We start from the raw sequence: 12,903 nt of genomic DNA, 5'->3' as shown, positions 1-12,903 counted from the left end.
ATTAGTTTATGTCCTGTTTGGGGTCGTGTCGTTGCGGTTGTACCTGATAAATTGAATTTTCTGGAGAGGCTACTGCTGCTTTCGGAATTTCAATTACCGGGTTATTTAGTCCCACCATCAGCGGCGAAGGGGGAACTATGGACGCTGAGGACGTTTGTATAGGTTCTCTTTGCGGTCGTTGTGCCAGTTGCGGCACCATCGAACCACCACCTACTAAGCCAGATACTGCGCCGATTACACAAGCAGCAACGGCTGCACTGCCCACCATCCAGTTTAAACGGGAGCGGTGGCGTAAACGTGACAATACTTGCTGAACTGTCTCTTCTGGCGACTGTTGGGCTGCTGGCACTGGGAGCGTCCGCAAGCCTTGGCGCAGCTTTAACAGTCGGGCATACAAACATTGAACTGAGGCATCATTTGCCAGCCATTCTTCTACTTGCCTGCGTTCGGTGGCTGTGACTTCACCATCGAGGTAAGCACTCAATAACTCGAAGCGATCGCGCTTCACCATATCCATAAGACCCGTTGATTCATTGGTATGCTTGGCCATTCCATCTGACAAATCTTGAGGAAGTTGCAAAGGAGAACGGTCGTAAAACTGAGAATCAGTAGTCATCTTAACATTATTACCAATTCATACACGGGTAAACTGGGCGGGGATTTCGGGAAAATTAGCCAATTTTCGTCCTCAAGGCAGAAACAATCTACCTCTTTCTAGGAATTCTTAATCTATGCTTAAATTCTGCCATTGGGCAGAGGCAAGATACTGTAAATTAAAAACATTAGGAGTCTAGATAATTCTGCAAGTGGGCTTGCAGCCTCGATCTAGCTCTGGCTATTCTGGATTTCACAGTTCCTAGAGAAACTCCAGTGATTTCGGCAATTTCTTCATAAGCCATGCCTTCGATTTCTCTGAGGACAATGGTAGTACGGAAGACTTCTGGTAAATCCGCGATCGCTTCCCGCAATTGCTCGTAAAATTCTCTAGTTGTCAGTTCTTCCTCTGGGCCTGGGGTATCGCCAGCGATTTCCCAATCCATCTCGCCGTCCTCTAAGGAACGGGGAGCATCCAGTGACAAAGGACTCATTACCCGCTTGCGTTTGCGTAACTCGTCGTAAAATAAGTTCGTAGCAATGCGGCTTAACCAGCCCCGAAATTTGGCAGGCTCTTGTAATCGGTTAATATTCCGATACACTCGAATCCAAACTTCTTGAGCCAAATCGGCTCTGTCAGGCCAATCTGGAGCCAGGTGGTATAGAACTCGATCGACTTGACTTTGATAGCGGCGTAATAGTTCCGCAAAAGCAGCACGATCTGGTCGCAGTCCGGCTTGACAGCGCAAAATTAAATCGTGGTTAGGGAGTTTGTCAACTTGCACTGATGCTTCTGGATACTTTGCATCAACCGTTGACCAGGATACAGTAATCGATTGACTCATAGATCGTACTGGCTCTAAATCATCCCTATCTATTAGACCTGCTAATGGGACAGAAGTTCCATGCTCAGGTGACGGATTTATGACTGGAACACTGAAGCATACAATTTTGGATACATTTATAGCAATAAGCAGAGCCACTTTTCCTTATACTGCTCCCATAGTTGCCTAAGACCCATCAACAAACAAATGCGCGATACAATGCACATTTGAGTACTTTTAGCAACTGGGTATATACGCTTGATCGAGATCATTAAATTTAGCTATAAAAATGAAGATAAAATTTTGTAATTCTAACTTCTTCATACCTTTAAAATTCGGGTAATAATTTCTGGAAGTTAGGTTGCTGTGGTTGCTAAGATGGTGATTTAATTTTTTGATTTCGTTACCAGAATAGTTGCTGATTGTTCTGGTTGTGACCCGAAGGCAGCACTAGAGTTATGTTGCTCTGGTACGCGAACTTGAAAAAATAAATTGAGGGAAAATGTAATTGTTACCGCTAGCAATAGTTTTTCAAACATGGTTTTTCATCCACCTACACCATTAATGATTGATTGCTACATTTCAAGAGTTCCACTAAAAAGTCCGAGGAGAGGCTTACGACCCTCAGAACGTTTGAGGAATGAGGTTGCTCACTTGGAATTTTGCCGCTGGGACAATTTGTATAGTCTTAGTTTGCCCAGAGGTGTTGGCAGATTTACAGCGGAAATGATAAGTATTGATAAATTTTTGATAATCGGATGATGAACTCATCCAATTGCTCGGCTGGATATGTCAGGGATAAACAATAGGCGATGGCAATGGTAAGAAACGAATCTGTAGGGCGTATGGTAATGCTGCTTTGTTTTGGCACAGCATTTTTATCCTTAGCTGTCCATTGGCGCATTAGTACGGCGGAACGGCAGTATGAGAAGTCTGCATCTACTTCGATGCGGCGAGATTCTACCCGAACCAATCTTAAGGGAAGCCGGCCAGAGGCAGTCTACAAGAATCTTTCCCAAGTGAGTTTGGGGGAAATTGCACTGGGTGGATCTGTGCCACCTGATGAAGTTACCCAAGGCTCGACTGCCCAGAGGACGTTTACACCAAAGTCCTCTGCTATTAAACCTAAAACTAAATCAAAAATAATTAAGAAAAATCTAGCTAAAACAACTACTCGTAGGGCTTCTACACTCAAGTCTTCTACCATTAAATCGCAAATAATTAAGAAGAATCTAGCGAAAGCAACTATTCGTAGGGCTTCTAAACTCAAGCCTGCTACCATTAAGCCTCAAATTAAGCCCCAAATTATTAAGAATAATGTAGCTAAAGCCAACGACCTACCAACTCAAACAGAGTTAGCGGCGAAAGTAGAAAGACAAAATCCAGTTGCAGATAGTTGGCCAAAAGGTCTGTGGTCTCAGGCTTCAGCCCAACAAGTACCATCTAGTAGGCTGGCAAATGCCAAGACGCAAGTGGTGGTTGATTTAAGCGATCGCCGCACTTATGTATACGCAGGAGATGAGGTGATAGCGAGCTACCCGATTGCTGTCGGCAAGAAAGGTTGGGAAACACCCACAGGTTCTTTCCAGGTGATCCATATGCGACACTATCCAATCTGGCGTCACCCGATTACTGGCAAAGTATTTGAGGCTGGTACGGATAGTCCCTTGGGAGATAGATGGATTGGTTTTTGGTCAGATGGGCGGAATGAAATTGGCTTTCATGGCACACCGGATGTTGACCTGGTAGGAACGGCTGTATCCCACGGCTGCTTAAGAATGCGTAATTCTGATGTCCGATTATTATATGAGCAAGTGAGTTTAGGGACAACAGTGTTAGTACGTGATTAATTAGTTAAGAGTCATTAGTCCTTTGTCTAAAACAAATAACTAATGACTAATGACCAATGACTAAGTAACTCTGAAAATTATAATTTTTGCTCAAAGTTAGGTGCGTATGTTTGGAGTAAAGCACTAACTTGGCGTACAACCTCGTTACCAGTATTTTTACCCAAGGCTTGACGTTCTGGGAAGAAATTGGGTCGATCGAGATAACGGTTAATCGCTTCACTTATTTGTTGAGAAATTAAGTCTTGCAGCTGTGCCTGAGCCGTTTGGCGCTGGAAGTTAGCACCCTCTTCTGTGGTAGCATACAAAGGCGGTAGCCGATTGAGAGCGTAAGCGGCAATATCCCCAACATCTAAAGAACTTTCGCTGGTGGCTTCAATTTCTGCGACTCGTGCGATCGCTTCCGTCAGCACCAATTCTTCCATAACGTTAATGAATTGTTTGCGAGGTACCGCCACTACCTCACCAGTCAATAGCGCACCCATCAGCCGATCCAACGCCATATACTCTTCAATTGAGAGTTCCGAGGCGTTATCACAGATTCTACCGACTTCTGCTTCCATTGCTGGTGTCAAATAACCATCCTGGAGAGCTTGTTCTACAATTTTTTCGATACTCATAACGCTTATCATCATTTATGTTGGCCAAGCAAGGTAGGGACGGTATCAATCCAATTTATTTTGCCTAATTCTCAGCAAAAAATACACAAATTATGCCAAGGACACGATCAATTCTGCCTCTACTAGTTAACGACCTTAGTTCGCCAAGGTGTTGGATCGACAGATTGTCCGTTGACATACAGACCCCAATGCAAATGTGGCCCCGTGGCTGCACCTGTTGAACCTACTGCACCAATTAGTTGACCAGCTTTCACAAAATCACCTTCTTTAACGTTAATACGACTCAGGTGCATGAAAATACTGGTTACTCCTTGACCGTGGTCAATGCCAACTACGTTACCGTGTATCCGAAACCCTTGGGATACCCTACCTACCAAAGCAACTCGCCCAGAGGCTGGGGCAATTACTGGTGAACCGGCAGCACCAGCGTAGTCAAGACCACGATGATAGTAGTCCTTTGCAAATGTACCATTATAGTAGCGACGTACACCATAGTTTGTACTCATCCGCCCTGCATTTGGCTTCAGGAATACTCCATTCCAATACTTTTCTGGTGTTTGTAGCGCCTTAAAAGCCGCCACACGCTTAAGTTCATACTCTGTGGCATCCACTCCAGCTTTGCCAGGTGGCAAAGTAATGCGTTGTACGGGGAATTTGCGATTCAGCACATTCACTGCCAAGTTTTGCACTTGACCATCCCCTGCAACCCGAAGTGTTCTAGTTCCAGCTTTTTCTAATGGAGTTGTGGGAACAAAAGCTCGATATTGATTGGGCGCAATTTCAAAGGCTGGGTATGTATTCTTACCACTGGCTACTGTTGGATTTGTACCATTGTCTGGTTTATCTAAATTAACCTCCACCGAGAGTGTATCCCCTAATTTAGGATTCGTTGGAGTCACCTTTACTTGTAAAGCATCTACAGGTAATGCCAAGGCGATCGGAAGAACAGCAAATATTCCCTTTAACACATTTATTCCACGGCGATTGGCTGTCAACGTTTTGACATCAAAACCGAGCAACTTTTTGTTTGAACTACTAGTGCTATTCTCAATAATCATAGAATTACAAAAAAACCCTTGCTTGTATTGGAAAATAGATTAGCTTATTATCGCTAGTGTTTCCTGTTTGAAGCCGATGTTGTTGACAACCATAAATTCTCGGAAATTCTCCAGGTACTTATGGATTGCAAGGGCAAATCATTTTATCTGTAATTTTAGGAACTTGGTCTTAACTTTAATAACCAAGGTGTATGACATTGGCAATGAGCATAAAATTTAACTTTCATTACATAAATAATACTTGAAGGAAATCTTGGAATCAACTGGACACTTTTTCAACTGGACACTAATATCACATTGTTAGGTTGAAATCGGTATGGGGAAATTACTTAAACTAGGTAAGTCAGTTAGTGAAGATAAATTAAATCATAACTAGATAGATAGGACTAGTCGTAAATATTTTAAAATTTGGTGATAGTAGAGCTTTATTCGCCAAAAAACTATGATATTAAGGTAAAATGTGAGTCTGCCACTCCATACTTAAGATTTACTTGATAAATCAACTCTGAATGAGGGAATACGCTAATTAGCTTGAGACTGATAGTATTACTTTTGACTTGAGTTTGCCATCTTCCATCTGAACGATGCGATCGGCAATATCTAGGATACGGTTGTCATGAGTAACCATCAAGATGGTACAACCTTGTTCTTTTGCTAGTTTTTGCATGAGATTGACTACATCTCGTCCCGATTGACTGTCAAGGGCGGCGGTGGGTTCATCCGCAAGAATTATTTGAGGATGACTGACTAAAGCACGAGCGATCGCTACTCTTTGTTTTTGTCCTCCAGACAGTTGATCGGGGTAATAATGCAAATGATTTCCTAATCCTACTTGCTCTAACATTTGGGCTGACCTAGCTCGCATCTTTTTTAACCCAAGATGCTTGTGTAATTCTAAAGCCATTTTGACGTTTTGGAGTGCTGTCAAACTACCATGCAAGTTATGTCCTTGGAAAATATAACCATTACGGCGTCGCGCTTGCACTAATTGTTCAGCGCTGGCACCATAAAGTTCTCGTCCCAACACTCGCAAACTACCAGATTGAGCAGAACGCAATCCACCCACTAAGGTCAACAAGGTAGTCTTTCCAGAACCAGAGGGCCCAGTCATGATAATAATTTCACCGACGTTAATCTCTAAGTTGATATTGCATAAAACTTGCTTGCGGAGTGAGCCGTGACCAAAGTGGTGGTCGAGATTATGGATGGAGATGATGGATTGACTAGTCATAAATAGATTGATTACTCGTGACGAGCGTCATTGGTCATTTGTCCTTTGCAAATGACAAATGACCAATGACGAATGACAAATTTAAAACATATCAGCAGGATCGGTGGCTTGGAGTTTGCGGGTGGCGATCGCACCAGAAATGGTACACATAATGATGGTCAGCACTAATACCTGCAATGCCCGAATCGCAGTCATGTACATAGGCAAATTTGTGGCACTGCGAGTCAGTTGGTAAAGTGCTAAAGACACCCCCAATCCGGGGAAGAAGCCCAGTGCTGCTAATATCAATGATTCTTCAAGCACCACACCTAGCAAGTAGTAATTGCGATATCCCATTGCTTTGAAGGTGGCGTATTCTCGAACGTGGGCATTAACATCGGTGGAGAGAACTTGATAAACAATTATCACGCCCACCACAAACCCCATCGATACACCCAGGCTGAAGATAAACCCAATTGGGGAATTTGTTCTCCAGAAATTGTTCTCAAATTCAATAAATTCAGCGTGGGTGAATACTCTGACATCATCTTTGAGGTAGGCTTTGAGCATTGCGGCTACTTTTTTCGGTTCATAACCTGGTTTGAGAACAATCAAACCTAGACTGACACTGTTGGACTGTCGCCCAGAAAATAGCCGCAAAAAATTTTGATCGCTGGTAATCAGGTTGCCATCAAAGCCAAAGGAAGCCCCGACTTGGAATAAGCCACTAATGGTAATTGTGCGCCGTTCTATTTCGGCAGTCAGGGTTTTACCTTGGTCAATTTGAGCGATCGCTTTTTGATAATCTCCTCTTGCACCACGGTCAAATAACACGGTATCCGGCATTTTGATCGCTTGCAATTGCTGGTTAACATCGGGTAAGTCAAAGGCTGGCTTGTCTGGGTTCAAGCCGATAACTAACACCCCTGTCTCACGATGTGTTTGCGGATTCTTCCAGATTGTATTGTTGAAATACATTGCTTCGGCCGACTTCACCCCTGGTATATCCATTGCTTGGTAAAGTCGCCGCCGAGAAAATGTAGACAAGCTTGGCAAGTTACGGGCTTGGGGACTGGTTAAAACAATGTCTGCTTGCAAACTGCGATGTAGTCTGGTGTTACTGTCATACAGCGCAGTCTGAAAACCTAGCTGCATGAACATGAGAAGATCCGCAAAGGCAATGCCTGATAATGCCACTAAAAGACGGCTTTTTTCATGATTAAGTTGCAGCCATCCTAGAGGGGTTCGCCGTCGCAGTTGTTTGAGCAATCCCATGATCAGAAGTGGTGAGTGGGGGATGAGGGGACAAGGGAGATGAGGGAGTAAGGAAGAAGAATTAATAACCAATGACTAATACTTCTGAGGCTGCGCCCGAAGCGTAGCTATGCCGCAGGCTTTACGACTACGCTCAGTACAAGTGACTAATGACAAATTTCACAATTCAATTACTGCCTTAACTTGCATATTGGTTAAGGTGGCGGCTTTTTGGCTGGAAGTTTCATCTAGTCGGATGTGGACTTCTACTACTCTGTTGTCGATATTGCTGACGGGATCTGTGTTAATGACATTCTGTCGTCGCACTTGTAAACCTTTGCGATCTACGATTCCCTGCAATTCAATCGGGAGGTTATCACCAAAGATTCGCACTTGTTGCCCTGAATGTACTTTGCCGATATCGCTTTCGTAGACTTCGGCGATGACATACATCTGGCTGGTTTGTCCAATATCTGCAATACCATCATTTGAGACTAATTCCCCAGGATGGGTATGGATCTCAAATACCTGTCCATTTTGGGGCGATCGCACCTCAGCCTGTTCGAGATTGACTTTTGCCAGATTCATGGCTGCTACAGCACGATTAATTTCTGCCTGGGCAGCTTCTACATCCACTCCCCGCACTTCAGCGATTTCATCGAGTGTTGCTGTGGCTTGTTTAACTTGTTGCTGACTAGTTGATTGGGTACGATTTAACTGTGCCTGGGCTTCTTGCAAGCTTTTTTGGGCAGTTTCCAAGTTTAAACGCTTGCTATCCCTTTGCGAGGCGGAAATTGCACCCTGTTGATATAGTTGCTGATAGCGTTCGTCTTCTGCTTGGGCGTTACGCACTTCGGCCTGGAATCGCTCAATTGTCGCGGCTTGGGCATTAATATCACCTTGGCGTTCGGCTTCTAGACGAGCGATCGCAGCTTTTTGGGCGGCAATTTCACCGCGTTTAGCACCTGCTTGGGTGCGGTTTAGGTTTGCCTGGGCTACTTTTACTTGTTCCTGGGCCTCTTTGAATGCTGCTTGGAGGCGATCGCGGCTGTTTAAAATTGCGATCGCTTGTCCTGCTTTTACCCTATCCCCCTCTTTCACCAACAACTTTTCTACTCGACTTCCTTCCGCAGACACCGCAGCAGAGAGTTTAATTACCTTTCCCTGTGGTTCGAGTCGCCCTAAAGCTGTTACCGTTTTTAACTTTGGTAATTGTGTTTCTGGTACTTGTGCCTCTTGATTGGCATAATTTTGCCCGCGTTTTACTATATAAAAACTTATTCCGCCAACTAATAAAGATATAGTTATACCTATAGCAACGGATGGACGCAGAATCGACTTAGGGAACGTTCTGTACCCTAGCTTTGAGTTTCGCACCATAGATTACCTCTTAACTAGTGGCGCAGAAAAAAGAACAGATTAGGCTTTTCTCCGTACTTGTTTGCTAATTCCTACTTCTTGAGTCAGTGATTGTTGATTTATCACTTCCAAGTCCATAAAATAATTTGGAAATTGTTGAGCTTTTACTTAGATAAAGTGATTTAGCTGGCTAGGATAACAACGAATATCTTTACCAAATTAGAGGTTTATGTTTTTAGCAAACTACTTTTGTTTTATGAAAGTACTCAGGTATAGTAAACGCTTTTAAAATTCCGGGTTGTAACAGCGCCAACAATCATAATCAAATTAAGTAAATAACAAAAAATATTTGGTGTGATTAAGATCGGTGGAAATTTATATCAAATTTTGATGATTATTGCTTTTCCTAATCATATTAGGTAGATCGTATTCCCCTCTTCGCTTGCGGGGTGGGGTTCTTATACCTCACAAGAGCCGAGAACCGCTATAATCCCATTCAAAGATAAAACCTTAACCAAACTGGATTGAGACACCTGTGGCTTGCAATTCTCACAAATCAAATAGGATTACTGTATTAAGTCTGTTTGCTATTGGGAATTATAAAGATAGGGATACAAAACTTTCACAATAGTTTTGATGTATTCCTTTTATAGTATAAATGTACTATTAATTTTAGTTGTACAGCCATGCAGCCTCTTCAGCCCGTTAGCGGATCGGATTTGCAAAGATTTTTGTCAGCACCAGAGGAGTTATTGCAACAGTCAGTAGAGTTGCAGTTAGCCGTTGCCAGTTTCCACCAGACACCGCGAAGTCTTTTAGAGATTTTAGTTAATAGCCCTGATGCACAGGTAGCAGAAGCAGCAAGTTTACACGTGAATTTGGCAGGAGAAATAACAGACGGGTGGCAGCAAGCAGTTGATGAAATCCTGCAACAGCGTCAGCTAGGGCAAAACGACCGATTGGCGATAGAACTACTCAAAATCGGGACTGTACCTCCTTGCTTCCTCAGCGAATGGGTTCCATCTGAGCCACTAATTCAAGGATTGCGAAATCCCCAAATGCCATTGCGTTATCGGTTGCAATTATTACAACGACTATCACAAGAAGCAACTTTAGAACCAAGGTTAGAGGTAGCAGAGTCGCCAGAAACGCCGTCAGCAGTGTTGGAACAGTTAGCGGGTGATTTAGAATTACCAGTGCGGTTGGCGGTGAAGTTTAATCCCAGTTGTCCACCACCATTAATTGAACTGGTGGAAGGACAGTATGCCGTTGCATCTGACTGGAATACCGATAGCGAACAATTAGCGATGCTGGGGCAGAGTCGCTGGGCGTGGGTGCGGTTGGCTGTGGCGCAAAATCCCTCAGCGACAGCAGAGACGCTAATGCAATTGGCTGAGGATGCGGTGTACAAAATTCAGTTAGCGGTAGCGAATAATCCAGAAACACCTGCACTGACACTGATGCAGTTGGCTGGGGATGCAGTATATGCAATTCAATTAGCGGTAGCGAAGAATCCTTTCACTCCAACAGAAGCACTCAATTTGCTTGCAAACCATACTGATAACGAAATTCAAACGGCTCTAGCAAAACATCCAAAGACTTCAGAGCAAGCATTATTAAAACTATATCCCAAACACAAACGTACAATTATTACTCAAAGGAAAAATTTACCCCTAAGTATTATAGAGCAACTGGTACGCGATCGCAGTGAAAAAAATTTTTACTATTACGTTAATTCGGTAATCAATCAGCCAAACATATCAGGAGAAATTCTCGAACTTTTAGCAAATGATTCATTAGAGTCAATGCGAATTAATATTGCTAAACATCCACAAGTATTAGGAACTACACTCAAGCAATTGGCTCAAGATTCAAGCTTTCAAGTACGGGAAGCAGTTCTCAGCAATCCGAAAACACCGAAAGCTATCAAAAAGCGTGTATTAGCAACAAAGTCAACTGACCATGTTTATCATATTTCATCAGGATCTAGACCACAAGATAAACAGCAAAGCTTAGAGCAACAAAGCCGAGATCCAAACACATCAACTAACACCTTGGTAGAACTGGCAAAATCATCAGATAGCATCATCCGCTGTTATGTAGCGAAAAATCCCTCGATCCCTGCGGAAGTTTTGATTGAGCTAGTGAAAGATAGTGACATACAAGTACGGAAATGCGCGTTGATAAATATCAACTTACCTTACTTAGATGAACATCAAAAAATGCTGATAGCAAAAGAATACAAGCAAATTATTTTGGGATATTACCGTTTGCTTTTAGCTCAATCAGAAGCAGAAGAAACTGCAAAAGCAAACGAACTAATAGCACGTCGTCCCGACAGTCCTCATGCTTTAACGCAGGTTGTGCAAAAGGGAGATCAAAAAGCTAAATTGACCGCAGCACGTAGTAATAAAACTCCGATTCAAGTCTTGGAACAACTGGCAAAAGATGCAGATGACACTGTGCGTCAAGTTGTTTTACAAAATGCCAATTTACCACTCCAAAGTTTGCTAGAACTGGCGCGAGATAAAAGCTTGAATGTGCGTTTATGGCTTCTCCATAAATCATCTCATAATAAAACACCAACACCTATTCAACTATTAGAAATATTGGCGCAAGATGAATCTGAGCAAGTCAGAGCCAAAGTTGCAGAACATCCCGATTCATCTGTTGAAATTTTGACGCGGTTAGCCAACGATACCAGCCGTGAAGTCAAATCAAGACTGACTGCTAACCCCAATACTCCTGTTACAATACTCACTCGCTTAGGCTTAGAAGAAAATCTCGTAAATCAACGTAATCCTAATACACCAGGAATTGTGCTTGCTCAGGCGGTTAAAAGCATGAGTAGCAAAAATCTTGCTGATTTTATTAAACATCCTGTCAAAGGTTCACAAATGCCTGCTGAAACTTTGTCACAGTTAGCAAGTCACACCGATAGTTCAGTGCGTTATCGAGTCGCATCTCACCCTAATACACCAGCCACCGTTTTAAGACAGTTAGCTAGAGACTCTTATGTAGCTACAGTTCGTGCTGTCGCCAGTAATGCTAATACATTTCCTGAAACTTTAGAAGTGCTAGCTAGTCACCCAGATTTTACAACTCGTTTGGAAGTTGTTCGCAATCCCAACACACCGCCTCGCGCACTTGCTCAAATTGTTCTGAGTACCCAAAATTCAGGAAATACGCCAAATCAAACAGTAGATATGCTCAAAAGTGCATTTCCGGGCGATCATAATGATGTGCTGCGTTCAATAGCTGGTAATCCTCGCACACCTATAGAAGCACTGGAGATTTTAGCAAGAAGAGAATTTATTGGTGCAACACCCGATCCTCGCTCGTTTATTCCACCCACAACTGATGATAGTATAGTGCGATCGCTTGCGTACAACCCCAGCTTAACACCGCAATTGCTGGGTATTCTTGTCCAAGATCCTTGTGTAGAAGTGCGTGTTTGTTTAGTTCGGCATCCCAATTTGACAGAGGCTTTGTGGTTGCGTTTGGCAGAAGATACAGAAATCTCAGTGCGTGAAGTTGCTGCTACAATCAACGCACCTGTAAGCGTTTTGGAATTACTAGCACAGGATGAACAAGTAGAGGTGCGAATCAAAGTAGCGACTAACCCCAATACACCAATTAGTGTTTTACAACTTCTCGCAGGTGACGAAAACTCCAGTGTCCGCACTGCTGCGGCTAGCAATTCTCAGCTACCTGAAACAATACTGACACAATTGGCAAACGATGAAAAAGTCGAAGTCCGCCGCGCAGTTGCTCAAAATCCCAACACCCCTGCACCCATCCGCGAAACCCTCCACGATTTGATTGTACAACCCACCACCCGCCAAACTAGTTCTACGTTGCGCGGACTCAACCGCCTCTACAACCCCAGCACTGATGATTTAGTAAGCATACTTGCAGAATACGCGAGTTCAGAAAATGCCTTTGTGCGGTTTGTGACACTCCTCCACCCGCTAACTCCCCATGAAGTGCTGACTCAAGCAGCGCAGTCTGCATCCTGGCTGGAACGCTACGCCGTTGCTGATAATTCTGGAACTCCAAGCGTTTTACGCCAGCAACTTGCTCAAGATAGCAACCGGATTGTCCGCGCAGCCGCTAGAGTTTAGTTGGGAATAATTG

The 12,903-nt window shown here is 43.5% G+C and carries 10 protein-coding genes; 2 read left to right on the top strand and 8 right to left on the bottom strand.

What is annotated here, in order from left to right:
• Position 1 precedes the first annotated feature (1 nt).
• The 3 genes from ACM0OX_RS03160 to ACM0OX_RS03150 all read right to left on the bottom strand — a co-directional run bounded on the left by ACM0OX_RS03160 (position 2) and on the right by ACM0OX_RS03150 (position 1,957).
• The gene (locus tag ACM0OX_RS03160) at positions 2-616 is read right to left on the bottom strand and encodes an anti-sigma factor family protein (RefSeq protein WP_414513006.1); all 615 of its coding nucleotides are present in this window, start codon (positions 614-616) and stop codon (positions 2-4) included.
• A gap of 166 nt (positions 617-782) precedes the next feature.
• Positions 783-1,439, bottom strand: coding sequence for a sigma-70 family RNA polymerase sigma factor (locus ACM0OX_RS03155; protein ID WP_094352725.1), 657 nt, complete (start codon positions 1,437-1,439; stop codon positions 783-785).
• A gap of 365 nt (positions 1,440-1,804) precedes the next feature.
• Positions 1,805-1,957 (bottom strand): hypothetical protein, encoded by a 153-nt coding sequence (locus tag ACM0OX_RS03150; protein ID WP_334999345.1) that lies wholly within the window; start codon positions 1,955-1,957, stop codon positions 1,805-1,807.
• Between the two features lie 666 nt (positions 1,958-2,623).
• Here ACM0OX_RS03150 and ACM0OX_RS03145 point away from each other — a divergent pair.
• Positions 2,624-3,268: a L,D-transpeptidase gene (locus ACM0OX_RS03145; protein WP_414513176.1), complete on the top strand. Its 645-nt coding sequence runs from the start codon at positions 2,624-2,626 to the stop codon at positions 3,266-3,268.
• A gap of 77 nt (positions 3,269-3,345) precedes the next feature.
• On the opposite strand, the gene ACM0OX_RS03140 is transcribed toward ACM0OX_RS03145, so the two are convergent.
• From ACM0OX_RS03140 to ACM0OX_RS03120, 5 genes are all read right to left on the bottom strand, one after another.
• Complete coding sequence (locus ACM0OX_RS03140) at positions 3,346-3,885, bottom strand: late competence development ComFB family protein (protein WP_190909652.1); 540 nt, start codon at positions 3,883-3,885, stop codon at positions 3,346-3,348.
• A gap of 122 nt (positions 3,886-4,007) precedes the next feature.
• On the bottom strand, positions 4,008-4,943 hold the full coding sequence (locus tag ACM0OX_RS03135) for a M23 family metallopeptidase (RefSeq protein WP_414513003.1): 936 nt from the start codon (positions 4,941-4,943) through the stop codon (positions 4,008-4,010).
• 526 nt (positions 4,944-5,469) lie between these two features.
• Positions 5,470-6,174, bottom strand: a complete 705-nt coding sequence (locus ACM0OX_RS03130; RefSeq protein ID WP_414513002.1) for a DevA family ABC transporter ATP-binding protein — start codon at positions 6,172-6,174, stop codon at positions 5,470-5,472.
• An 81-nt stretch (positions 6,175-6,255) separates the two neighbouring features.
• Positions 6,256-7,428 carry an ABC transporter permease DevC gene (devC, locus tag ACM0OX_RS03125; protein WP_414513000.1) on the bottom strand — a complete coding sequence of 391 codons (1,173 nt, stop codon included), beginning with the start codon at positions 7,426-7,428 and terminating at the stop codon, positions 6,256-6,258.
• A 159-nt stretch (positions 7,429-7,587) separates the two neighbouring features.
• Positions 7,588-8,784, bottom strand: a complete 1,197-nt coding sequence (locus ACM0OX_RS03120) for an ABC exporter membrane fusion protein (protein ID WP_414513174.1) — start codon at positions 8,782-8,784, stop codon at positions 7,588-7,590.
• 668 nt (positions 8,785-9,452) lie between these two features.
• On the opposite strand from ACM0OX_RS03120, the gene ACM0OX_RS03115 reads away from it, so the two are divergent.
• A complete protein-coding gene (locus tag ACM0OX_RS03115; RefSeq protein ID WP_414512998.1) occupies positions 9,453-12,890 on the top strand; it encodes a hypothetical protein in 3,438 nt (1,145 codons plus the stop codon).
• Positions 12,891-12,903 lie beyond the last annotated feature (13 nt).

This window comes from Nostoc sp. PCC 9305, from assembly GCF_963920915.1.
Taxonomy (GTDB): Bacteria; Cyanobacteriota; Cyanobacteriia; order Cyanobacteriales; family Nostocaceae; genus Nostoc.
Note: the sequence above shows the minus strand (reverse complement) of the source record. Positions and strands in the feature narration are given on the sequence as shown.